General features: G+C 65.7%; 24 protein-coding genes and 1 pseudogene. 17 read left to right on the forward strand and 8 right to left on the reverse strand.

The annotated features are described in order from the left end of the window. The first annotated feature begins 59 nt into the window (after nucleotides 1-59). A complete protein-coding gene (locus IB232_RS13640; RefSeq protein WP_192399163.1) occupies nucleotides 60-509 on the forward strand; it encodes a c-type cytochrome in 450 nt (149 codons plus the stop codon). Here IB232_RS13640 and ligB read toward each other — a convergent pair. From ligB to IB232_RS13660, 4 genes are all read right to left on the reverse strand, one after another. After that, complete coding sequence (ligB, locus tag IB232_RS13645; protein WP_192399164.1) at nucleotides 506-2,167, reverse strand: NAD-dependent DNA ligase LigB; 1,662 nt, start codon at nucleotides 2,165-2,167, stop codon at nucleotides 506-508. The two genes, IB232_RS13640 and ligB, sit on opposite strands and share 4 nt — an antisense overlap. A 156-nt stretch (nucleotides 2,168-2,323) precedes the next feature. Further along, on the reverse strand, nucleotides 2,324-3,514 hold the full coding sequence (gene metK, locus IB232_RS13650) for a methionine adenosyltransferase (RefSeq protein ID WP_192399165.1): 1,191 nt from the start codon (nucleotides 3,512-3,514) through the stop codon (nucleotides 2,324-2,326). 13 nt (nucleotides 3,515-3,527) lie between these two features. Beyond that, complete coding sequence (locus IB232_RS13655) at nucleotides 3,528-4,523, reverse strand: ArsR/SmtB family transcription factor (protein WP_192399166.1); 996 nt, start codon at nucleotides 4,521-4,523, stop codon at nucleotides 3,528-3,530. Nucleotides 4,524-4,569: 46 nt separating this feature from the next. Continuing rightward, the gene (locus tag IB232_RS13660) at nucleotides 4,570-5,460 is read right to left on the reverse strand and encodes a LysR family transcriptional regulator (RefSeq protein ID WP_192399167.1); all 891 of its coding nucleotides are present in this window, start codon (nucleotides 5,458-5,460) and stop codon (nucleotides 4,570-4,572) included. Nucleotides 5,461-5,569: 109 nt separating this feature from the next. Between IB232_RS13660 and IB232_RS13665 the strand changes: the two genes are divergently transcribed. From IB232_RS13665 to IB232_RS13710, 10 genes are all read left to right on the forward strand, one after another. Beyond that, on the forward strand, nucleotides 5,570-6,718 hold the full coding sequence (locus IB232_RS13665) for a TDT family transporter (RefSeq protein ID WP_192399168.1): 1,149 nt from the start codon (nucleotides 5,570-5,572) through the stop codon (nucleotides 6,716-6,718). 141 nt (nucleotides 6,719-6,859) lie between these two features. After that, nucleotides 6,860-8,860 carry a transketolase gene (gene tkt / locus IB232_RS13670; RefSeq protein ID WP_192399169.1) on the forward strand — a complete coding sequence of 667 codons (2,001 nt, stop codon included), beginning with the start codon at nucleotides 6,860-6,862 and terminating at the stop codon, nucleotides 8,858-8,860. A gap of 44 nt (nucleotides 8,861-8,904) precedes the next feature. Beyond that, nucleotides 8,905-9,951: an erythrose-4-phosphate dehydrogenase gene (gene epd, locus IB232_RS13675; RefSeq protein WP_192399170.1), complete on the forward strand. Its 1,047-nt coding sequence runs from the start codon at nucleotides 8,905-8,907 to the stop codon at nucleotides 9,949-9,951. Between the two features lie 24 nt (nucleotides 9,952-9,975). Further along, on the forward strand, nucleotides 9,976-11,136 hold the full coding sequence (locus IB232_RS13680) for a phosphoglycerate kinase (protein ID WP_192399171.1): 1,161 nt from the start codon (nucleotides 9,976-9,978) through the stop codon (nucleotides 11,134-11,136). Nucleotides 11,137-11,208: 72 nt separating this feature from the next. After that, complete coding sequence (locus tag IB232_RS13685) at nucleotides 11,209-11,400, forward strand: hypothetical protein (protein ID WP_192399172.1); 192 nt, start codon at nucleotides 11,209-11,211, stop codon at nucleotides 11,398-11,400. A 13-nt stretch (nucleotides 11,401-11,413) separates the two neighbouring features. Next, the gene (locus tag IB232_RS13690; RefSeq protein WP_192399173.1) at nucleotides 11,414-11,725 is read left to right on the forward strand and encodes an MliC family protein; all 312 of its coding nucleotides are present in this window, start codon (nucleotides 11,414-11,416) and stop codon (nucleotides 11,723-11,725) included. 192 nt (nucleotides 11,726-11,917) lie between these two features. Continuing rightward, a complete protein-coding gene (fba, locus tag IB232_RS13695) occupies nucleotides 11,918-12,982 on the forward strand; it encodes a class II fructose-bisphosphate aldolase (protein ID WP_192399174.1) in 1,065 nt (354 codons plus the stop codon). A 60-nt stretch (nucleotides 12,983-13,042) separates the two neighbouring features. Next, nucleotides 13,043-13,549: a hypothetical protein gene (locus IB232_RS13700; RefSeq protein WP_192399175.1), complete on the forward strand. Its 507-nt coding sequence runs from the start codon at nucleotides 13,043-13,045 to the stop codon at nucleotides 13,547-13,549. A gap of 70 nt (nucleotides 13,550-13,619) precedes the next feature. Continuing rightward, entirely contained in the window at nucleotides 13,620-14,150 is a 531-nt protein-coding gene (locus IB232_RS13705) for a hypothetical protein (protein ID WP_192399176.1), read from the forward strand. Between the two features lie 40 nt (nucleotides 14,151-14,190). Beyond that, nucleotides 14,191-14,652, forward strand: coding sequence for a hypothetical protein (locus IB232_RS13710; protein WP_192399177.1), 462 nt, complete (start codon nucleotides 14,191-14,193; stop codon nucleotides 14,650-14,652). A 221-nt stretch (nucleotides 14,653-14,873) separates the two neighbouring features. On the opposite strand, the gene IB232_RS13715 is transcribed toward IB232_RS13710, so the two are convergent. After that, complete coding sequence (locus IB232_RS13715) at nucleotides 14,874-15,269, reverse strand: hypothetical protein (protein ID WP_192399178.1); 396 nt, start codon at nucleotides 15,267-15,269, stop codon at nucleotides 14,874-14,876. A 13-nt stretch (nucleotides 15,270-15,282) separates the two neighbouring features. After that, nucleotides 15,283-16,572 carry a PAAR domain-containing protein gene (locus IB232_RS13720; RefSeq protein ID WP_192399179.1) on the reverse strand — a complete coding sequence of 430 codons (1,290 nt, stop codon included), beginning with the start codon at nucleotides 16,570-16,572 and terminating at the stop codon, nucleotides 15,283-15,285. A gap of 304 nt (nucleotides 16,573-16,876) precedes the next feature. Between IB232_RS13720 and IB232_RS23960 the strand changes: the two are divergent. From IB232_RS23960 to IB232_RS13745, 6 genes and pseudogenes are all read left to right on the forward strand, one after another. Further along, nucleotides 16,877-18,010 (forward strand): annotated as a pseudogene (locus IB232_RS23960) (cache domain-containing protein); the annotation flags it as partial. Nucleotides 18,011-18,025: 15 nt separating this feature from the next. Further along, a complete protein-coding gene (locus IB232_RS23965) occupies nucleotides 18,026-18,871 on the forward strand; it encodes a methyl-accepting chemotaxis protein (RefSeq protein WP_371920145.1) in 846 nt (281 codons plus the stop codon). Between the two features lie 54 nt (nucleotides 18,872-18,925). Further along, entirely contained in the window at nucleotides 18,926-19,423 is a 498-nt protein-coding gene (locus IB232_RS13730; RefSeq protein ID WP_192399181.1) for a M48 family metallopeptidase, read from the forward strand. A 16-nt stretch (nucleotides 19,424-19,439) separates the two neighbouring features. After that, nucleotides 19,440-19,871, forward strand: a complete 432-nt coding sequence (locus tag IB232_RS13735) for a hypothetical protein (protein WP_192399182.1) — start codon at nucleotides 19,440-19,442, stop codon at nucleotides 19,869-19,871. A gap of 186 nt (nucleotides 19,872-20,057) precedes the next feature. Then, nucleotides 20,058-21,110, forward strand: a complete 1,053-nt coding sequence (locus IB232_RS13740) for a cyclic nucleotide-binding domain-containing protein (protein WP_192399183.1) — start codon at nucleotides 20,058-20,060, stop codon at nucleotides 21,108-21,110. 15 nt (nucleotides 21,111-21,125) lie between these two features. Next, nucleotides 21,126-21,884: a substrate-binding periplasmic protein gene (locus tag IB232_RS13745; RefSeq protein WP_192399184.1), complete on the forward strand. Its 759-nt coding sequence runs from the start codon at nucleotides 21,126-21,128 to the stop codon at nucleotides 21,882-21,884. A 6-nt stretch (nucleotides 21,885-21,890) separates the two neighbouring features. On the opposite strand, the gene IB232_RS13750 is transcribed toward IB232_RS13745, so the two are convergent. Then, nucleotides 21,891-22,361: a transcription elongation factor GreAB gene (locus IB232_RS13750; RefSeq protein WP_192399185.1), complete on the reverse strand. Its 471-nt coding sequence runs from the start codon at nucleotides 22,359-22,361 to the stop codon at nucleotides 21,891-21,893. Nucleotides 22,362-22,451: 90 nt separating this feature from the next. Then, a complete protein-coding gene (locus tag IB232_RS13755; RefSeq protein WP_192399186.1) occupies nucleotides 22,452-23,300 on the reverse strand; it encodes a hypothetical protein in 849 nt (282 codons plus the stop codon). Between the last annotated feature and the right edge of the window lie 19 nt (nucleotides 23,301-23,319).

Genomic DNA, 23,319 nt, shown 5'->3' on the forward strand with positions numbered 1-23,319 from the left:
TTGGCCGCCGGACGGAGAGTGGCAATACTGTCGCCCTCCGTTCCCATCCAGTCGTAACGATGAAGTCGAAAATTCTCCTCGCCCTGCTGGCCTGTACCCTGCTCGCTGCCTGCGACCGGGTCGATCCCGATTCGCCACTGGGCAAGCGCCAGGCGCTGTTCAAGGACATGCTGCGCACCAGCGAGGACCTGGGCGGCATGCTGCGCGGGCGCCTGCCGTTCAACGAGCAGCGTTTCGCCGAAGGCTCGGTCAGGCTCGACGAGCTGTCGCGCCAGCCCTGGCAGCATTTCCCCCAGGTGCAGGAGGCCGGTGACGACAGCCATGCGCGTGACGAGGTCTGGCAACGCCAGGAGCGTTTCCAGCAGCTGGCCCGCGAGCTGGAAGTGGCCACCGCCGAGCTGCGCAGCCAGGCTCAGGTCAAACCGTTGCGCGCCGAGGCGCTGGGCGCGCCGGTGGCCAAGGTCGAGGCCGCCTGCAAGGCCTGCCACGAAGAGTTCCGCATCTACTAGAAACCGGCCACTCCGGCGCGCTGCAGCTGCTCGCGCAGACGCAGTACTTCCGGGTGACGGAAGAAGGCTTCCAGCTGCGCGGCGCGGCTCGGGCCGATGCCGCCGTAGGCGTCCCAGTCCTCAGCATCGCGGGCGGCCAATGTCGCCCAGTCACCCTGCAGCGGCGCCGAGCCGCTGGGTGGCAGGCCCAGGGCGCGCAGCCACTGTGGGAACGAGCGTTGCCGGGCACTGGCGAAGCTGCCATGCAGGTTTGCGGCGCTGCGCTGGCCAAAGCCGGGGCGCTTGGCCAGTTCGCTCTCCTGCAGTTCCAGCCAGTCCAGCAGCCCCTGCAGACGTAGTTTTTCCCAGGTGCCGGCGCCAACGCCGGGCAGCGCCAGGCCCTGCTCGCCGCTCAACCATTGCTGGCGCGCGGCGAACTGGCTCTCGCAACCAGGTGTGGGGCGCCAGCAGCTAAAGGGATGGTGGGCGGCGGGATCGGGAACGGCCAGCGTGCCGCGCTGCTGGCTGCGCCAGACCACGCCGTCCAGTCGCGGAATGGTCAGGCCGGCCAGGGCGACCGCCACCTGATCGCCGGGGCGGATATCCAAGTCCTGCCAGCGTTGCAGCGAGCCGAGGCCGACGCGGCTCACCCGGCGGCCATCCAGCTCGACCGGTTGCAGCTGCAGCAGCGGGGTGATGCGCCCGGTGCGGCCGATCTGAAACTGCACGGCACGCACTTGCGCCAGCGCCTGGCGCGGCGGGTATTTCCAGGCGGCGGCCCCGCTCGGTGGCTCGGCGATCCAGCGCTCGCCGCTCGGCCGCCGGCCCTGGCGCAGTACCACGCCGTCGCTGGCGAAGGGCAGTTCGGCGCGGTACCAGCGCTCGCGCCACTGACTGGCCTCTGCCGCGGAGTGTACGGGCTGGGTCAGCTTGATGCTGTCGCCGAAGCCCATCTCGCGCAGCCCCTGCAGGCGTTCGTTCATGCCGGCCGGGCCATTGGGCCAGTCCCACACGAACAGGCCGATCTGCGCCGCCCGCACGGCATCCAGCGTGCCGCGCGCCATGGCGCCGGCGGCCTTGCCGCGCAGGCCGTTGCCGCCATCGCGCTGCTGCACATGAGCGGGGGTGCGCCAGTACAGCTCGCCCTGCAGGATCAGTTCGTCTTGTCGTGGCAACTGCCGAGGAATGGCCTCGATCAGGCGCGCGCGGGCGGTCCAGTCCTGGCCGCTGCGGCCGTCACCACGGCTGATCGCCTGCTGCAATCGGCCATGGTGGTAGAGCAGGGTGACGGCCACGCCGTCGACCTTGGGCTGAATCCACAGATCGTCGCGCCCGGCCATCCAAGAACGTACGGCCGCTTCGTCGCGCAGCTTGGCCAGGCCGGTCTGGGCGACCGGGTGCGCAACCGGGCCGCCGGCACCTCGCAGTGCTTCGGCGGGCTCGGCGGCATGCTGGGGAAAGCAGGCGTGCCACTGGTCGAGGCGGGCGCGGCTCTGGTCATAGAGTTCGTCGTCGATCTGCGCCTGGCCATCGACGTGGTAGGCCCGGTCCCATTCGGCGAGGCGCCGCTCGAGGGCAATGATTTCTTCGGCTGCCTGGGTGGCGGGCCAGTCGGGGCAGGGTGTGGCTTGTGCCGTGCAGGCGAACAGCAGCAGTGGTGGTGCGATCCAATGGCGCATGGCGAGCATCCTTGCTCTCGGGGAATCGGGAGGAGACTAGCTGCTGTCCGCTGCAAGCGCCTGCGCGTTGCCGGCAGCGGCTTCGGTTTCCTTGAGTTTCCGAGCGCCAACAAAAAGCCCCGCACTAGGCGGGGCTTTTTGCATGGCTGGGAAACCTTACAGGCCGGCAGCGGCGCGCAGGTCGGCGACCTTGTCGGTCTTCTCCCAGGTGAAGGTGCTGAAGGTGTCGTCGCCGACGGTCTTCTGCTGCGGGGTACGGCCGAAGTGACCGTAGGCGGCAGTCTCCTGGTACATCGGGTGCAGCAGGTCGAGCATCTTGGTGATGGCGTACGGACGCAGGTCGAACACTTCGCGTACCAGCTTGATGATCTTGTCTTCGGCGATCTTGTGGGTGCCGAAGGTGTTGATCGAGATGGAGGTCGGCTGGGCCACGCCGATGGCGTAGGACACCTGGATCTCGCAGCGGTCGGCCAGGCCGGCGGCGACGATGTTCTTGGCCACGTAACGGCCGGCGTAGGCAGCCGAACGGTCGACCTTGGATGGGTCTTTGCCGGAGAAGGCGCCGCCGCCGTGACGGGCCATGCCGCCATAGCTGTCGACGATGATCTTGCGGCCGGTCAGGCCGCAGTCGCCCACCGGGCCGCCGATCACGAAGTTGCCGGTCGGGTTGATGTGGAACTGGGTGTCCTTGTGCAGCAGTTCGGCCGGCAGGGCGTGCTTGATGATCAGCTCCATCACGCCTTCACGCAGGTCGGCCAGCGACACTTCCGGGTTGTGCTGGGTGGACAGCACCACGGCGTCGATGCCGACCACTTTGCCGTTCTCGTACTGGCAGGTGACCTGGGACTTGGCGTCCGGTCGCAGCCAGGTCAGCAGGCCGGACTTGCGCGCTTCGGCCTGGCGCTCGACCAGGGCGTGGGAGAAGCGGATCGGGGCCGGCATCAGCACGTCGGTTTCGTTGCTGGCGTAGCCGAACATCAGGCCCTGGTCGCCGGCACCCTGGTCTTCCGGCTTGGCGCGGTCGACACCCTGGTTGATGTCCGGGGACTGCTTGCCAATGATGTTCATCACGCCGCAGGTGGCGCCGTCGAAGCCGACATCGGAGCTGGTGTAGCCGATGTCGCAGATGACGTCGCGGACGATCTGCTCGAGGTCGACCCAGGCGCTGGTGGTGACTTCGCCGGCGACGATGGCAACGCCGGTCTTGACCAGGGTTTCCACGGCCACGCGGGCGTGTTTGTCCTGGGCGATGATGGCGTCGAGGACGGCATCGGAAATCTGGTCGGCGATCTTGTCCGGATGGCCTTCGGACACGGACTCGGAGGTAAACAGGGAGTATTCGCTCATTTCAAAATCCTATTCATTCCTGGTTTTGCTTCGCATCCGGCTTGGCGAAGTGCCGTACCTGAATCTGAAAGCCGTTCTTGAGGCCCACATAGAGGCTCTCGCCGGGCGTGAGCCCCGCGGCATCGGCCCAGCGGGCCAGATCTTCCTGTTCGAAGCCGAGCCAGAGATCGCCGCAGGCCGTCCTGGCCCAACTCTGGTCATGGCTGCACAACTCGGTCACCAGCAGGCTGCCGCCGTTCTTCACCAGGCGGGCCAGCTGTTTCAGCGCCTCGGCCGGGGCGGCGAAATGGTGCAGGACCATGTTCACCACCACGCAGTCGGCGGCGCCTATCTCGTCGTTCAGGGCATCGGCGAGCTGTAGCTCGACGTTGCCCAGTTGTTCTTTGTCGCAGCGCTGGCGGGCCAGCTCCAGCATCGCCGTGCTGTTGTCCAGGGCCACTACCTTGCCGAAGCGGCGCGCCAGCTCGGGGAGGAAGCCGCCGTCGCCGGGACCGACTTCCAGTGCCGTGCTGCCCGGCGCGAAATTCAGCGCATCGAGCAGGGCCAGCACGCTGTCGCGGTACTGCGGCAGGCCGGCGATCAGGTCCTGCTGGGCCTGGAACTTGTCCGCCGTCTTGGCGAAGAAGTCGCGACTGGCGGCGGCGCGCTGGGCGTGTACGGCAGCGATGCGCTGCTGCACGTCGGCCGGCAGCTGCAGCTCTTCGACCTCCTGCAGCAGCGCGGCATGCAGAGCGCCGCCGAGCAGCTCACCCTGGGGCAGGGCGCGGCGGTAGAACACCGCATTGCCTTCGCGTCGGGTGGCCACCAGGCCGGCCTGGGCCAGCACCTTGAGGTGGTGGCTCATGCCCGATTGGCCGATGGCGAAGATCTGCGCCAGCTCCAGTACGCCGAATGAGTCGTTGGCCAGCGCGCGCAGCACGTTCAGGCGCAGCGGATCGCCGCCGGCCTTGCACAGGGCGGCGAGCTCATCGGCTGGCTCGAAAAGGAGCTGAGGCACGCGCATGTTCATAGAGGCGGCAGTCTAGTCGCTCACTTTTCATCCAGCAACAGCAATATCAAAAAGTTTTGATATTGCCTGTCACCATGGCGAGGAAGGCCGCCGGGGCAGGGCTCAGCTGGCTGTCCTTGCGCCACAGCATGTGCAGCTCACGCTCGATCTGCAGGTCGCGCACGTCCAGGCGCACCAGGCGACCATCGGCCAACTCGTCCTCGACCACCAGCTGCGACAGCCAGGCGATGCCATGGCCGCCGGCGATCAGGCGTTTGAGTGCCTCGGTGCCGCCGATGGCCATGCGTGCTTCGGCCTGCAGGCCGTGCTGTGCATAGGCCTGCTCGATGCTGGCGCGGGCGCCGGAGCCGGGCTCGCGCAAGTACAGGTCATGCTCCTGCAGGTCGCGCCCATGCAGGCCGCGGCGCCCGGCCAGTGGGTGGGCAGGGCCGACCACGGGCAGCAACTGGTCACGGGCCAGGCGGTGACAGGCATAGTCCTCCTGGGCGAAAGGGCCTTCGACAAAGCCCAGGGCGATGCTGCCGTCATCCAGCTGCTGGGTGACTTCGTGGGTGTTGCTCACCCGCAGGTCGACGAACACCTGCGGATGCACGCGGCGGAAACGGTTGAGCAGTGGCGGCAGCAGATAGGCGCCGAGAGTGGCGCTGGCGCCCAGGTACAACTCGCCGTGGCTGAGGTTGGCGTAGTCGCGCAGGTCGCGCTCGGCGGCCTGTTCCAGGGCGAAGATGCGTTCGGCGAACTGCAGCAGGCGCTGGCCGCCTTCGGTCGGCCTCACTCCGCGCGGGTGGCGATCGAACAGGGCCAGGCCGAGGCTGGCTTCCAGGTCGCGGATCTCGCGGGTCACCGCTGGCTGGCTGATATGCAGGCGCTGGGCGCCGGCGCTGATGCTGCCGGCCTCGGCGACGGCGAGAAAGACCTTGAGGTGATGCAGATTCATGGTGCTCGTACATAAATAGAAGGCATGCAGATCATGCTGAATATGTATTTTTCATATGGCAAGCGCTTGCCTAGCCTTGGCGCCTCGCTTGTCTGCCTTTGGAATCCCCATGCCGCGCCCCTTTACCCGTCTGCCCGAGCCCTGGGCCTTCGTTCGTCACTTCACCCCCAACTGGTTCGCCATGACCATGGGCACTGGCGTGCTGGCCCTGGTGGTCGCTCACCTGCCGTGGACCCTACCGGGGCAGATGGCCCTGGCCGAGGCGCTGTGGTTGTTCGGCGTTTTGTTGTTCGCCCTGTTCAGCCTGCTGTTCCTGGCCCGCGTGCTGCTGCACCGCGATACGGTCTGGCCGATGCTGCTGCACCCGGTGCAGTCCATGTTCCTGGGCGCGATCCCCATGGGCCTGGCCATGCTGATCGGCGGGCTGGTGCAGTTCGGTCCTGCGCGTTGGGGCGAGGGCGTCTATGCGCTGGCCCATGTGCTCTGGTGGCTGGATGCGGCCATGGCGCTGGGCAGCGCGCTGCTGGTGCCCTACCTGATGTTCACCCGGCAGAGCCACGCGCTGGAGAAGATGACCGCCGTGTGGCTGCTGCCCATCGTCGCCCCCGAGGTAGCGGCTGGTGCCGCCGGCGGCCTGGCGCCCTACCTCGACCCGGCGGCCGCGCGGCTGATGCTGTCGATCGGTTTCGTGCTGTGGGGCATGTCGCTGTCCCTGGCCTTCTCGCTGATCACCCTGGTGCTGCTGCGCCTGGCCCTGCACAAGCTGCCGGACACCGACTTCGCCGCCACCAGCTGGCTGCCGCTCGGCCCGCTGGCCACCGGTTGTCTGGGGCTGCTGACCATGGGTCAGGATGCACCGGCCGCCTTCGCCGGCACCGCCATGGCCGGCGCCGCCGAGGTGGCCAGCGGCCTGAGCCTGGTCGGTGGCCTGGCATTGTGGGGCGCGGGGCTGTGGTGGCTGGTCACGGCGATCTTCTTCACCCGCCACTACATCCGCGACAACATGCCCTTCAACCTGGGCTGGTGGGGCTTCACCTTCCCGCTGGGGGTGTTCACCCTGGCCACCTTCGAGCTGGAACGCCTGACCGAGCTGCGCTTCTTCGCCCTGGTCGGCCTGATCCTGACGGTGCAGCTGGCGGCGGTCTGGCTGCTGGTGCTGCAGCGCACTTTGCGCGGCGTATGGCATGGCGAGCTGTTCGAAGCGCCCTGCCTGAGCGGGCCGAATGCACCGGCCCATGGGGTATTCACGGCGGACTGAGGCGGCGTTTCGGCACGCTTTTCGCCGATCTGCGCGGGCGTTCGACCATCTGTCATTGCCCCTGAGCACCCGGCTGGGCGAAAATACGCGCCTTTTTACCGCCCCCTTCTTCTAGAAGTAGCCCCCGCAGGAGATTCAGCGATGCCCAGCCGTCGTGAGCGTGCCAATGCCATTCGTGCCCTCAGCATGGATGCTGTGCAGAAAGCCAACAGCGGCCACCCCGGTGCCCCCATGGGCATGGCGGACATCGCCGAAGTCCTGTGGCGCGATTTCCTGCAGCACAACCCGAGCAACCCGAACTGGGCCGACCGCGACCGCTTCGTGCTGTCCAACGGCCACGGCTCGATGCTGATCTACTCGCTGCTGCACCTGACCGGCTACGACCTGGGCATCGACGACCTCAAGCAGTTCCGCCAGCTGCACAGCCGCACCCCGGGCCACCCGGAGTACGGCTACACCCCGGGCGTCGAGACCACCACCGGCCCGCTGGGCCAGGGCATCGCCAACGCCGTCGGCTTCGCCATCGCCGAGAAAGTGCTGGGCGCCCAGTTCAACCGTCCGGGCCATGAGGTGGTCGACCACTTCACCTACGCCTTCCTCGGCGACGGCTGCATGATGGAAGGCATCAGCCATGAAGTCTGTTCGCTGGCCGGCACCCTGGGCCTGGGCAAGCTGATCGCCTTCTACGACGACAACGGCATCTCCATCGACGGCGAAGTGCACGGCTGGTTCACCGACGACACCCCGGCGCGCTTCGAGGCCTATGGCTGGCAAGTGATCCGCAACGTCGACGGCCATGACGCCGACGAGATCAAGACCGCCATCGAGACCGCGCGCAAGTCCAGCGACCGCCCGACCCTGATCTGCTGCAAGACCGTGATCGGCTTCGGTTCGCCGAACAAGGGCGGCAAGGAAGAGTGCCACGGCGCCCCGCTGGGCAACGACGAGATCGCCGCCACCCGCGCTGCGCTGAACTGGAACCACGGTCCGTTCGAGATTCCTTCGGAAATCTACGCCGAGTGGGACGCCAAGGAAGCCGGTGCCGCCCGCGAAGCAGCCTGGAACGACAAATTCGCCGCCTACGCCGCCGCTCACCCGGAACTGGCTGCCGAGCTCAAGCGCCGCCTGGCTGGCGAGCTGCCGGCCGACTTCGCCGAGAAGTCCGCCGCCTACGTCCAGGAAGTCGCCGCCAAGGGCGAGACCATTGCCAGCCGCAAAGCCAGCCAGAACGCGCTGAACGCCTTCGGCCCGCTGCTGCCGGAGTTCCTCGGCGGCTCCGCCGACCTGGCCGGTTCCAACCTGACCCTGTGGAAAGGCTGCAAGGGCGTGGAGTCCACTGACGCCGCTGGCAACTACCTGTTCTACGGTGTGCGCGAGTTCGGCATGAGCGCCATCATGAACGGCATCGCCCTGCACGGCGGCTTCATCCCGTACGGCGCGACCTTCCTGATCTTCATGGAATACGCACGCAACGCCGTGCGCATGTCCGCGCTGATGAAGCAGCGTGTGCTCTATGTGTTCACCCACGACTCTATCGGTCTGGGCGAAGACGGCCCGACCCACCAGCCGATCGAGCAGCTGGCCAGCCTGCGTGGCACGCCGAACCTCGACACCTGGCGCCCGGCCGACGCCGTGGAGTCCGCCGTGGCCTGGAAGTACGCCATCGAGCGCAACGACGGCCCGTCCGCGCTGATCTTCAGCCGCCAGAACCTGCCGCACCAGGCGCGCGACGGCCAGCAGGTCGCCGACATCGCCCGTGGCGCCTACGTGCTGAAGGACTGTGCCGGCGAGCCGGAACTGATCCTGATCGCCACCGGCTCGGAAGTCGGTCTGGCCGTACAGGCCTTCGACAAGCTGACCGAGCAGGGCCGCAAGGTGCGCGTGGTGTCCATGCCGTCGACCTCCGTGTTCGACCAGCAGGACGCCGCCTACAAGCAGGCCGTGCTGCCGCTGCAGGTCGGCGCGCGCATCGCCATTGAGGCCTCGCACGCGGACTACTGGTACAAGTACGTGGGCCTGGAAGGTCGCATCATCGGCATGACCACCTTCGGTGAGTCCGCCCCGGCGCCGGCGCTGTTCGAGGAGTTCGGCTTCACCGTCGCCAACATCCTGGAAACCGCCGAAGAGCTGCTCGACGCCTGATGTGCCCGGCCCCCTCGCACGAGGGGGCCGCGCCGAGAACCGCCATGGCCAGACGCCCCTATAAAGTCGCCCTCAACGGATACGGCCGCATCGGTCGTTGCGTGCTGCGCGCCTTGCATGAGCGCGGCGCGGCGGCCGGTTTCGAGATCGTTGCGCTGAACGACCTGGCCGACCAGGCCAGCATCGAATACCTGACCCGCTTCGACTCCACCCATGGCCGCTTCCCCGGCGAGGTGCGGGTCGACGGCGACTGCCTGCACATCAATGGCGACTGCGTGAAGGTGCTGCGCCAGGCCACGCCGGAGGCCATCGACTGGGCTGCCCTGGACATCGACCTGGTGCTGGAGTGTTCCGGCGTCTACCACAGCCGCGCCGATGCCGAGCGCTTTCTGGCGGCTGGCGCGCCGCGGGTGCTGTTCTCCCAGCCGATGGCCAGCGAGGCGGACATCGACGCCACCATCGTCTACGGGGTCAACCAGCAGCAGCTGAGCGGCCGCGAGACCCTGGTCTCAAATGCCTCCTGCACCACCAACTGCGGCGTGCCACTGTTGAAACTTCTCAACGAGGCGGTGGGTCTGGAGTACGTCTCCATCACCACCATCCACTCCGCGATGAACGACCAGCCGGTAATCGACGCCTATCACCACGAAGACCTGCGCCGCACACGCTCGGCCTTCCAGTCGGTGATCCCTGTTTCCACCGGCCTGGCCCGCGGTATCGAGCGCCTGCTGCCGGAGCTGGCCGGGCGCATCCAGGCCAAGGCCATCCGCGTGCCGACGGTCAACGTTTCGTGCCTGGACATCACCCTGCAGACCGCCCGCGATACCTCCGCCGATGAGATCAATCGCGTGCTGCGCCAGGCCGCCGAAAGCGGCCCGCTCAAGGGGCTGCTGGCCTACACCGAGCTGCCCCACGCCAGCTGCGATTTCAACCACGACGCCCATTCGGCCATCGTCGACGGCAGCCAGACGCGCGTGTCCGGCCCGCGCCTGGTCAACCTGCTGGCCTGGTTCGACAACGAATGGGGCTTCGCCAACCGCATGCTCGACGTCGCGGAACACTTCCTCGCCGTCTCCACGACTTCCAACTAACCAGCCCCCTGTGAAGGACTGACCATGACCGTTCTGAAGATGACCGACCTCGACCTCGCCGGTAAGCGCGTGCTGATCCGCGAAGACCTCAACGTGCCGGTGAAGGACGGCGTGGTGAAGAGCGACGCGCGCATCCTCGCCTCCCTGCCGACCATCAAGCTGGCCCTGGAGAAGGGCGCGGCGGTGATGGTCTGCTCGCACCTGGGGCGCCCGACCGAGGGCGAGTTTTCCGAGGAGAACAGCCTGGCACCGGTTGCCGCCTACCTGAGCAAGGCTCTGGGCCGCGAAGTGCCGCTGGTCAAGGACTATCTGGGCGGCGTCGAGGTGAAAGCCGGCGAGATCGTGCTGTTCGAGAACGTGCGCTTCAACAAGGGCGAGAAGAAGAACGCCGACGAGCTGGCCCAGCAATACGCCGCCCTGTGCGACGTGTTCGTGATGGACGCCTTCGGTACCGCCCACCGCGCCGAGGGCTCGACCCACGGCGTGGCCAAGTTCGCCAAGGTCGCCGCTGCCGGCCCGCTGCTGGCCGCCGAGCTGGACGCCCTGGGCAAGGCCCTCGGTAACCCGGCCCGCCCGATGGCCGCCATCGTCGCCGGCTCCAAGGTTTCCACCAAGCTCGACGTACTGAACAGCCTGAGCCAGATCTGCGACCAGTTGATCGTCGGCGGCGGTATCGCCAACACCTTCCTCGCCGCTGCGGGCTACAAGGTCGGCAAGTCCCTGTACGAGGCCGACCTGGTCGACACCGCCAAGGCCATCGCGGCCAAGGTCAGCGTGCCGCTGCCGGTCGACGTGGTGGTGGCCAAGGCCTTCGCCGAAGACGCCGAAGCGACCGTCAAGGCCATCGCCGACGTCGCCGACGATGACATGATCCTCGACATCGGCCCGCAGACCGCCGCGCAGTTCGCCGAACTGCTGAAGTCGTCCAAGACCATCCTGTGGAACGGCCCGGTCGGTGTATTCGAGTTCGACCAGTTCGGTAATGGCACCAAGGTGCTGGCCCAGGCCATCGCCGAGAGCCCGGCGTTCTCCATCGCCGGTGGTGGCGACACCCTGGCGGCCATCGACAAGTACGGCGTGAACGAGCAGATCAGCTATATCTCCACCGGCGGTGGCGCATTCCTCGAGTTCGTCGAGGGCAAGGTCCTGCCGGCCGTGGAAGTGCTGGAGCAACGCGCCAAGTAAGGCGTTTGCGCTAAACCAAAGGCCTTTCTCCGCGGTCCCTTGCACAGGAACCCCGGAGAAAGGAACACGGTCATGCGCACCTTCAGCATCCTGTTACTCTGTGTGGCCGGCCTCGCCGGTTGCAGCGGCAAGGCGCCGAGCACCTGCGAGGTGCTCAGCCCGCCGGAAATCATACTGCCGTCCACCCAGGACGATCAGCGGGTCGAGGTGCAGAGCAGCGGTGACCCCACCGTGGACGGTAGCGCCCAGCAGGACTGCCCCTGACATGGAGTGAGCGATGAAGGCGGTGATCCTGGCGTTGCCCGTCGTATTGCTGGCCGGCTGTGCCGGCCATCCGACGCCCAGCGATAGCTGGGCCCGCTGGGTCTGCGACAGCCAGGCCGAAGTGCTGTGGCGGCCGGTGGGCGATGAGGCGGTCGATCTGCGTCTCGGCGGCAGTGACATCGTTCACCGCCTGCAGCGCGAACCCTCGGGTTCCGGCGCGCTCTATAGCGACGGCATCCTGGCCTTCCATAGCAAGGGTGAGGAAGGCCTGGTGTACCGGGTGGCGGACAACGACCTGATCGGTCGCGGCTGCAAGGCACAGTAATTGCGGTAGAAGTGGCTCGGACCCGTCCGGGCGAGCAGTGCGGCGGGCGTTAGGGCCTCGTCGGATTCGAATCCCAGGTGCCGTTGGCGCGTGGGGCGGAGAGGGTTGACCCCCGATCCCCTGAAACTTGAACAACGCCTGCCCCTGCGGCAGGCTTGCACACTTAACGACCCTGATTTGGGAGCTTCACAGATGGCACTTATCAGCATGCGCCAGATGCTCGACCACGCCGCCGAATTCGGCTACGGCGTGCCGGCCTTCAACGTCAACAACCTCGAGCAGATGCGCGCGATCATGGAAGCGGCCGACAAGACCGACTCCCCGGTGATCGTCCAGGCTTCCGCCGGTGCCCGCAAATACGCCGGCGCACCCTTCCTGCGCCACCTGATCCTGGCTGCCATCGAAGAATTCCCACACATCCCGGTGTGCATGCACCAGGACCACGGCACCAGCCCGGACGTGTGCCAGCGCTCCATCCAGCTGGGCTTCAGCTCGGTGATGATGGACGGCTCGCTGAAAGAAGACGGCAAGACCCCGGCCGACTACGACTACAACGTCCGCGTCACCCAACAGACCGTAGCCTTCGCCCACGCCTGCGGCGTGTCCGTAGAGGGCGAGCTGGGCTGCCTGGGCAGCCTGGAAACCGGCATGGCCGGTGAAGAAGACGGCGTCGGTGCCGAAGGCGTGCTGGACCACAGCCAACTGCTGACCGACCCGGAAGAAGCCGCCGACTTCGTCAAGCGCACCCAGGTCGACGCCCTGGCCATCGCCATCGGTACCAGCCACGGCGCCTACAAGTTCACCAAGCCGCCAACCGGCGACGTGCTCTCCATCGAGCGCATCAAGGAAATCCACAAGCGCATCCCCAACACCCACCTGGTGATGCACGGGTCCTCCTCGGTACCGCAAGAGTGGCTGAAGGTGATCAACGAGTTCGGCGGCGACATCAAGGAAACCTACGGCGTGCCGGTCGAGGAAATCGTCGAAGGCATAAAGCACGGCGTGCGCAAGGTCAACATCGACACCGACCTGCGCCTGGCCTCCACCGGTGCGATCCGTCGCATGATGGCCGAGCACCCGAGCGAGTTCGACCCGCGCAAGTTCTTCGCCAAGACCATCGTCGCCATGCGAGACATCTGCATCGCCCGCTACGAAGCCTTCGGCACCGCCGGCAATGCCTCCAAGATCAAGCCGATCTCCCTGGAAGGCATGTACCAGCGTTACGCCAGCGGCGAGCTGACCGCCAAGGTCAACTAAGCCACCCGCTGCACCGAAAGCCCCGCTCTGCGGGGCTTTCTCTTATAGGGGCAGGATTTGATGCAGCTGATCGAATGGATTCGACGCCGCAGGCGCGAACGTACGCGCGTGCTGTTTATCGCGCAGACCATGGGTGGGCCGCCGGAAACGGCCGCACTGACCTGGATGACGCGCCGTGCCCTGTTTGGCTTCACGGCGACGCTCTTCCAGATCGCCGGCGTGATCCCGCTGATCCTCACCTTGCTGAAGCTTTGCCTGGAGTTCCCCAGCCTGAGTTACTGGCCGCAAATGCTCGTGATCATGGGAAGTCTTGTCGTGAGCTTCTGGCTTCTGCTGCGCTACCGGGAAGTCTGGGCGCTGACTCTGGCCGCCTTCTATCTGGCCTTTGCCGTCGTTCTGCTGGACTTCGCGGTGGCCAAACGCTGCTTGTGCCTGTGGTGGATCGTGATTGCCATACGCCGCCTCGCGGCCGGACTCTGGACATACCCAAACAGCGGTGTGAGCAGGAGATTCAGCTGGGCCACTACAGCCACTGGATCGATGTCACCGGCACGAGGCTATGGATGAGCGATGAGCTTGCAGTCGAGTTACGCCGTGGCTTTTTGGGGTTGACCTACCCGCGCCTGGGGACCACGCCATGATCACCTTCATGCTGCTGTGGGGTGCTTTGGCTGCAGTGCTGGTTGGCTGGGCTAACCAGCGTGGTCATTATCTGCTGGGCAGGGAAAGCCGTGGTCTGCAGGCCCGGCTGGGCGATCCTGTGCGCAGTCTGCTCTCTGCCGAGCGGCAGGCGCTCACGCAGCGTTTTCATCTTGCCTTTCACTCGGATCTGGCGGTCTACCGACTGACCTGCAAGGTCGGGGTAGTGGGCTGGCGCGAACCACTCTTTCTGCTGCAGCCCTATCATCTGGATGGGCGCCTGCTGGTTGGCCTACCTGAAAGCCTGTATAGCTGCGCAGAACCTCTGCTGGAGAATCAGGTGGAGTTGGTACTCAATCCCCACCAGGGGGCTCCACATGCCTTCGTGGTCAGCCTCAACGGTGCATCGCTACTATGCGACTGCGAGGCGCGTGCGGCCGGAATACTCTTGTCGCCGCCGTCTGCGCGACAACGGGTCGAGTCGCGGCCCGACTGTCAGTTCCACGCAATAGGTGGAGACGCCAAGTAGCGCGACGCTCCCCCCTCCTTCTGTCTCAGGGTGCTTGTTGATGCTGTTGCGTTCCTTAGGAGTGTTCTCCGTCCTGCTACTGGCCGGCTGCGCCAGCCAGGCACCAAGCGAGCCGACGCGCACGCCGGTCGCCGCCGTGCAGGACGATCCACAGCGCTGCATCGAGCGCGCCGATTGCACCACCAAGGTCTCGCGGACCCTGCTGTTCGTCTTCGACTATGCCGCCGCCGGCGGTGCCTTGGTGCAGCGTCAGGGGCGCTTGTTGTTCACCCCGGACGAAGCGCCAGCCAGCGATTGGCCGGCGCTTGCCATTCGCCTGGCGGAGCCTGTCGACAGCCGCTTCGAGTTCGCAGTCGAGTGCAGGAGTTCAAGCTGCCGCTACGACGCCGAGGAGTTGCTACGGGTATACCGAAGCTACCTGGCCGATCGGCCCTGCTCGCTGCTGCTGGAAAGCGCCGTGCGCGCCTGTGGCGAAGTGGCGAAGGTGCCGCTGGCGCCCTAGTCGCTCAGGCAGTCCAGCTCGCCGGGCGCCAGCAACTGCTCGGGGCCGGCGTCGGCGCTGTACTGGCCGATCAGGTCCGGCTATCCAAGTCGCCGGCCAGAGCGCCTGCCAGGCACCGTCTTGTTCTACAAGAGCTAACGCCAAAGCACATGGAGTGCGTCGTCGAGCATTATGATGAAGGCGAGGAAGCGAAGGTCCATACAAAATAGGGAGGTTGGGGGTTACGGAGCCACCTCAAGCTGATACCGCCTCTCCACATATTGTCCAGCGCATTGGGTGCCGTAGGTGCTCGCATAAATCAGGACCTCATAAGTTCCTGCTTCTGCTGGGACTCCCTGAATCAGTCCGTGCTTTTCACGCTCAATGTGGACTAGCTGAACTCCCGCAGGCAATGCACTCTCAGGGCTGGTGAGCAGCTTTCCCACCGGGGCGCTGGTATTGATCACGTCGATGCGGGCACTGTAAGGCGCACCTACTTTGCCGAGGGGTAGTGCTCTTGGCAGTATCTCTGGTGTGGCCCTCATGGCGCAGCTAGCAAGCACATTGCCAGTCATCCATGCCTCACAGCCCCCCAGTGTTAGCGATAGTGCTGCAATAGAAAAAATCCTGAATTTCATCTTTGCGTCTCCATCAGGGAATTCTGCTGAACACTTTGCCGCCGAACATATCGCCAAGCAGCTTTTTCAATGTGAAGCCGCGAGTGATCTGATGGCTGAGCGAGCCCCAGGAGAAAAGATTTGATCCAGTAATTTCTTCTTCTAGATTGGTCGTTGCTGTGACTTCACCTGCAGAAGTTTTCGGAGGACCCTCCCAGACAATCCAATGGTTCTTCCCTATTCCCATGCCGCCTTCGACCATAGAGGCACTGACCAGCGAAACGACATGGTGCTGTTGATCCAGGAAGCTAAAAAGATCCAGAAGTTGAGTTTGTCCGATACTACCCAGCTGTATGTTGTCGAACACAAGGCTGGCTCCGGCGCGCACAAACCAAGACTCAAGTGTGCCGGGTAAGGTGATGCCTGCTGCTTGATCGTCGGGAGAGTCGTAGTCGAGAAATGTGTTTTCGCTATCACATAAGCTGGCAAGAGATATCCAGTCGATAGCGATGATCCGATCTCCGCCGGCATGCCTGCTGAAGTTCTTGGGGTTGCGACAGTCGTGGCTGGGTTTGATGTGCAGCTGCCCGATGTTTGTTTCGCCTTTCTCCCACAACTCAATGATTGCCTGGCTGTACAAGTCAGGCCTATCCATAAGTAATGCGTAGAAGAACGCGGCGGGACCGCAGAGTGATGCTTCGTCTTGCTGTGGGAAAGAGGAAACTCGCATCGTGCTCGCCAGATTTTGTCCATGTGCACGTGCCACCCGTACTCTGAGTTGCTCCAGAACTTTCTCTTTCTCGAATGGATCGGCGGGCGTGCCCATGGGGTGGGCGACGTCATTGAAAACTCTGTCTGTATTGGAGGCCTTCTGAAAGTCGCTCAGAATCTTTGAGGCTGCGTCCAAAGGACTCTGAGTTGCTGCACCTGATGGTGGTGGCACTGCGTTGGAAGGTGCTGCTGCTTTTGCAGGAGTGGTCATCGCAGTTGCTGTCACGGCGGCGGAGCCCGTTAGCTGCAGTGGGCTCACCGGGCTCATTGCCGCGCCGCCACCGGAGTTGCCGAGCAGCACATTGCCCGAGCCGGTGACGATCACGCCGCCGTGGGCGGTGGAGCTGCCCAGATGGGCGATCGGTTTGCCGTTGACCAGAATGGTGGGAATGCCGACCGCGATGGCGTCGCCGCAGGCGGTCGGATCGCCAACCCGGGCGCTGGGCAGGTTGTTGATCAGGACGTTGGGTGATCCGGCGCTGACCGGGTTGGGGCCGTGGCCCGGAATCGGGCAGGCATCGGTGTCGGATACGCGGGCGGCGGGTTTGCCCATGGCCAATCTCCTTATCGGCGTGCGCGAAAAGTGCAGACAGTGCCCCAGGGCGCCGTCCGCTGCCAGCATCGGCGCCCGGTTTTATGCGCTCGCTCACTGCTTTGTTGGTGGCTGCGCAACATGTTGCGCACTGGCACGGTCGTGCATCACGTTCGTCGGCTGCGCAAGTGCTGTCGAAGTTTTGCAATCAAGCCTTGCGCCGCGCTACCGATAACCGGGATATGCTGACAACAGGCTCATCCCGGGCCTTTCCCGCGGCGCAGTGCAGCGCGGGAGCACCGGCAGTCAGAGAGCAGGAGCAACCATGGGCTCAATAAAAACAATCCAGGCCCGTTACACCCTCATTTTCATTGCCTTCATCGCGGTGGTATTTCTGCTCACCGAAGAGGGTATCCGCCACTTCGTCACGCCCAAGCTCAAGGCCTCCGAGGAGCAGCTTGTACTGGGGCGGGTCGGCACCATCTCCGAGACCATCCTCTTCGAGCTGGCCAAGGTCGAGGCACAGTCGCGCAGCATCACCCAGACCATTCCGCTGCTCGACAGCGACACCATTGATGTCGTGGTGCCCGGCCTGGTCGACCAGTATGGCGATCCCAAGGTCTTCGGCGGTGGTATCTGGCCGCTGCCGCAGAAGCGTTCCGAACAGGACAAGCACAGCACCTTCTTCCACCGCGACGCCAGCGGCAAGATGACGGTGAACACCTACTGGAACTCCGCCGAGTCGCTGAAGTACTACGAGCAGCCCTGGCACCGCGCCGGCATGCAGGCGCCGCGCGGGCAGTGCGCCTGGGCCGCGGCCTACAAGGACGATGCCAGTGCCCAGCCGCGCACCAATTGCGCCATGGCCATCATGAAGGACGGCGCGCCGTTCGGCGTGTCCACCATCGACGTGACGCTGGGCTTCTTCAACAATCTGGTGGCGGAGAAGGAGAAGGAGATCCAGGGCGAGGTGATGATCGTCGAGCCGGACGGCAAGATCCTCAGCAACCAGACGCGCATCGGCGGCGAAATCGTGCTGAAGAATGTCTCCGAGCTGGCCCGCCAGTCGGCGTTCGTCAGTGAGATTCAGGAGGGCCTGGGCAAGATCGGCCGCGAGAGCCTGTACAAGCATGAGTTCGATAACGACGGCGAGGCCTGGACCTTCTACCTGCAGCCGATTGAAGGCACGCCCTGGCTGCTGGCGGCGGCGCTGCCGACCCATCTGCTGACCGAGAACAGCTCCGAGGTGCTGAGCATCCTGGCCTACATCCAGGTGCCGCTGGTGATCCTGCTGCTGGCTACCATGCTGTTCGCCATCCGCCAGCTGATGCAGCGCCTGCATGTGCTGCGCGGCAACATCGACTCGCTGTCGGCCGGCGATGCCGATCTGACCCGGCGCATCGCCCTGAAGGGCGAGGACGAGATGGACGCGGTGGGCGAGTCGGTCAACCGCTTCGTCGCCTACCTGCAGAACATGATCGCCGACGTCACCCAGGCCTCGGCGCTGATCGCCGAGGAGCTGGCCCAGCTGCAGCAGCAGTCGCGGCACACCAATGAGGTGCTGACCCGTCACGCCAACGAGACCGACCAGGCGGTGACCGCCATCACCGAGATGAGCTCCACCGCCGATACCGTGGCGCAGAGCGCTACCGAGACGGCGGCCTTCACCCGCAACGCCAACGACAACGCCGAGCAATCCAAACAGGTGGTGGCCGAGGCTTCGGCCAGCGTACTGGCCCTGGTCGGCGAGGTGGAGAGCGCCACCGCGCGGGTACTGGCCATGCAGCAGGACGCCCAGCGCATCAACGACGTGCTCGGGGTGATCGGCGAGATCGCCGGGCAGACCAACCTGCTGGCGCTCAACGCGGCCATCGAGGCGGCGCGTGCCGGTGAGCAGGGCCGTGGCTTCGCCGTGGTGGCTGACGAGGTTCGCGCCCTGGCCGGCCGTACCCAGCAAAGCACCTCGGAGATCAACGAGATGCTGGCCAAGCTGCAGCAGGGCGTGAGCTCCGCTGTACAGGCCATGGAGCAGACCAAGGCCAGCTGCCAGGCCACGGCGGATCGTACCTCGCGGGTCAACGTCGGCCTCGACGACATGGCCTCGTCCGTCAGCCGCATCCACGACCTCAGCGCGCAGATCGCCACTGCCGCCGAGGAACAGAGCGCGGTGACCGAGGAGATCAACCAGAACATGGTCGCCATCCGCCACATGGTCGACGATCTGGTCGCCGGTGGGCAGCAGGCGGACCGCAGCACCGACGCGCTGCTGGCCTCCAACCGCCGCCTGGTCGAGCTGGTCAATCGCTTCAAGGTGCGTTGACCGTTCGCCGCCGACGGCTGCCGGAAGGCGGCCGTCGGCGGTTACACTGGCGCAATGAGCACCCCCTTCAAATATCTCCAGGGCTACCCGCCGCACCTGCAGCAGCAGGTGATGCAGATGGTCGCCGAGGATCGCCTGGGCGACTACCTGGCCAAGCGCTACCCCAACCGCCACCAGGTGCAGAGCGACAAGGCGCTGTACGGCTACACCCTGGAGCTGAAGCAGGAATACCTGCGCAGCGCCCCGAGCATCGACAAGGTGCTGTACGACAACCGCCTCGACCTGACCCACCGCGCCCTCGGCCTGCACACGGCCATCTCGCGGGTGCAGGGCGGCAAGCTCAAGGCGAAAAAGGAAATCCGCGTAGCCGCGCTGTTCCGCGAAGCAGCGCCGGAGTTCCTCAACATGATCGTGGTGCACGAGCTGGCGCACCTGAAGGAGGCCGAGCACAACAAGGCCTTCTACAAGCTGTGCCAGTACATGCTGCCCGACTATCACCAGCTGGAATTCGATCTGCGCCTATATCTGACCTGGCGCGAGCTGGCGGACTGACTGGAAGGAAATACTCATGGACGAGATCAATCCCTATGCCACGCCGGGCAGTAGCCTGCACAGCGATGCCTCGGCAATGCCTGGGAGACCGCGGGGATACGGCTGGTACAAGTGGTGCAGCCTTATCTATGGGCTGCTGTTCATCGCCATGGGACTTGCCATTGCAGCGCGACATGGCCTCGATCTGTCGGTGGTCACGCTGGTAGCGATGCTGATCATCCTCGCGCCCTTGATCAGCTATTTACTGGTGGCGGCTCGCTGGCGGCGTCTGTTCTATGCCTGGATTTCTCTGCACCTGCTGGGCTCGCTATTGCTGACGACGTTTGGCTTCGAGCGGGCAAGTACCAAGGAGGGCTTTGAGTGGGGCTTCATTCTGTTCGTAGCTGGCAGCAATCTGCTGTCCTGGCTTGCCGGCCTTTACTTTCACTGGCGCCTGGGCAAGAAATAGGCACTGCCGGCCAGCCCGCGCCAGCCGTGGTCCGGCCGCAGTCATCACCGGCTTATCCACAGAGTCATCCCCGGCCTCTGTGCACAACCCTCTGATTGAGAAGTGCTTTTTTCGGCGCGACCAAAGGACTGGGAGCCACTGGCAGCCGGTGCCATAGTGGTTGTATCACTTGCAGGAGAGCCCGCCATGAGCAGTGCCCCGCTCACCCCTGAACAGCTCAGTAGCTTCAGTCCGATGGACTTCCTCACCCCGGCCTACCGCCAGCAGCTGCACGCCAGCCTCAAGTACCTGCAGCGCCCGGCCGGCACCCAGTTGTTGCAGAAAGGCGAGCGCGCCCTCGCCCAGTACTACCTGCTGGAAGGCAAGGTGGCGGTGGACGCCGGGCCCGGTCGGCAGACCATCGAGGGCGGCTCGCCACAGGCGCATCTGCCGCTCAACCCCGGCCAGCTCAATCCGAACAGCATCAAGGCGATCACCGACGTGCGCCTGTTCGCGGTCGAGCACCAGTTGCTGGAGCGCCTGCTCGGCTGGAGCCAGGACGCCGCCTACCAGGTCAACAGCCTCGGCGGCGATGGCATGGTCGAGGAGCACGACGAGGACGACTGGTTGGCGCGCCTGCTCAGTACGCCGCTGTTCGGTCGCCTGCCGCCCTCGCACCTGCACGCCCTGCTGGCGCGCTTCGAATACCTGCAGGCGCGGGCCGGCGACAGCGTGGTCACCTATGGCGAGCCCGGCGAGCACTTCTACGTGATCAAGCACGGGCGCGCGCGCATCAGCCTGCCGCAGGCCTACCGCGAACAGCCGACCCAGGTGCTGGAGAGTGGCGACTTCTTCGGCGAGGAGGCCCTGGTCAGCGGCGCCGTACGCTCGGCCAGCGTGATCATGCTGGAGGACGGCGAGCTGGCCCGCCTACATCGCGACCTGTTCGTCGAACTGGTGCGGCCGAGCCTGATCCCGCGCATCAACAGCCAGGATCTGCAGCGCATGACCCACCAGGGCAGCCGCAAGCATCTGCTGCTCGATGTGCGCCTGGCCGCCGAGTACCGCCTGGCGCACCTGCCGGAGAGCTTCAACCTGCCGGTGGCCAACCTGCGCACCCATGCCGACAGCCTGGACCGGGCGACCTGCTACGTGGTCACGCCTGAGGGCGGCATCCGCAGCGAGCTTGCCGTGCACCTGCTCAACCAGCTGGGCTTCGACGCCTACCTGCTGGGCGACTCCTCCACCGAGGCGGCCTGAGTGCCGTAGTCGCCCATGTGTCGGACAGCGTTGTGCGCGTGTCTGCTCGGCCTCTGTGCCAGCCTGTTCGGCTCGCTGGCGCAGGCGCGCGAGTGGCTGGTGGTGGGCACCAGCTTTCCGCAGGTCTACGAGCAGAACGCCGCCGGTGACTTCACCGGCCTGGCTCCGGCGGTGCTGCGCCAACTGGCCGCCGAGCTGGGCGAGGAGCTGCGTTTCGAGCTGTATCCCTGGGTGCGCGCCCAGCGCATGGTCGAGCTGGGACAGGCGGACATCCTGGTCGGGCCCTACCGCACGGCCGAGCGCGAGGCGCGCTTCGCCTTCGCTGCCGAACCCTTCTATCAGGACCGTATCGTCTTCTATGCCCGGCGCAGTCAGGCGGCAGCCTGGAACGGCGACTACACCAGCCTGCGCGGCGAGCGGGTCGCGGTGGTGCGGGGCTGGATCTACGGCAGCCAGTTCGAGGCGGTGCGCGCCAGCCTGCAGCCGATCACGGTGGAGTCGGTACACAACGGCCTGCGCATGCTCGAGGCCGGGCGCATCGACCTGCTCGCCAGCAACCAGCGCAACACCCAGCCCCATCTGCTCGAACTGAGGCTGCAGGAGCGGGTCGGCGAGGTGGGGCCGCTGATCGACGTGCAGCGCGGCTACTTCGCCTTTCCCCAGGACAGCACCCACGCCGAATTGCGTCGGCGCTTCGATCACGCCTTCGCGCGGCTGGTGCAATCCGGCCAGTTGGCGCGGCTGGCGGAGCCGCTCGGGGTCAGCGTGCCCTGAAGGCAGTCACTCGACGCTGACTATCTGCCAGGCTGCCGCACCGGCCTGCACTTCGTCGCCGGGGCCGCGGCCGAGTAGCTGCTGGCCGAGTGGCGCCTGGGCGGTGATCAGCATGATTTCCACGCCCAGATGCTCCAGCTTGAGCCCGGCCCCGTCGGGGCCCAGCAGCAGCCACTGCTGGCGTTCGGCGGCATCGACCAGGCAGATCAGCGCGCCGAGCTGGATGCCGCTGGCATCGTCGTAGGCGCGCATCTGCAGGGCGCGCCAGGCGGCCAGCGCGCGGCGGATGTCCTCGGCGCGGCGCGACTGCCCGGCGGCCAGATACGAGGCCTCCAGGCCGCGGGTGTCGTACTTGTTCTCCGCCTTGCTCTCCTCGTGGGTAGCGGCCTGGCGGGCTAGGTCGGCGGCGGCGAGTAGCATCGCCAGGTCGGCCTCGAGGCGCTGGCAGACCTGTTGCTGCAGGAGAAGCTTGTCCATGGAGCGGAGTCGATTATGGCGGGAGGTGCAGGGTAACAGCCTCGCCGGCGGCTTGCAGGTGCCGGCCGCCGCCACGGGCTGCATGGCTGGTCAGTTCAATTGCGCCCTGGCTGTCTCGGCGGCGCTTTCCCGGCACTGCTGGCGCAGGCGCATGAATTCGGCGCGGGTGATGCGCTGATGCTGCGCATCGCTGAGGCGGTAGCCGTCCTGTGGCACCAGTTGGGCCTGCACCCGGTAGAAGCCTGGCGGCTGCGCGAGCTGCACTGGTACCGCACCGAGCGCGTCGAGCTCCAGTGTCAGGTTGCGTGCCTGGCTGCTGTAGGCGCTGAAGCAGTCGCCGTGCACCTCGGCCTCGCCGCGCTTTGGCTGTGACCAGCGCAGCCGCAGCTGATCGCCCACGGACTTGGCCTCACGTTCGTCCTGCACATCGCCGACCAGGCCCAGCTCGGGGCGATCGGGTGCCACCGGCTGCTGCTCTTGATCCAGTGCGAAGTAGCGCAGCGGCTGACCATGCACATCGGCGACCACCACCAGATCGGGCAGGCGAATCTGGTAATGGGTGTCGCCCAGCAGCTTGTCCAGCACATCGCTGCTGCCCTCGTATTCCCAGTTGTCCCAGTAGCTCACCTCGGGGCGAAAATACGCGTAGTCGCGACGCAGTTCGGCCAGGCTGCCATAGGCCTCGGGGTAGGCGTAGGCCACGGCGGCGTCGATCATCTGTCGGCGGTCCGCCTTGCCCAGCTGCTGCCAGCTGAAGCCGTACAGGGCGCCCAGCTCCCACAGCACCACGCCGGCGCACAGCAGCAGGCTCAGGCCATAGCGGCGCAGCGCCGGCTCCCAGCCCTGGCGCAGGCCGCGCAGGGGGAGCAGCAGCAGTGCGCGCACCAGCACCGTCAGGCAGAACAGCACCAGCAGCAGGAAACCCAGCAGAAACAGCATGACCCTTCTCCCTCGTTCA

This window comes from Pseudomonas sp. PDM15, from assembly GCF_014851565.1.
GTDB lineage: Bacteria > Pseudomonadota > Gammaproteobacteria > Pseudomonadales > Pseudomonadaceae > Aquipseudomonas.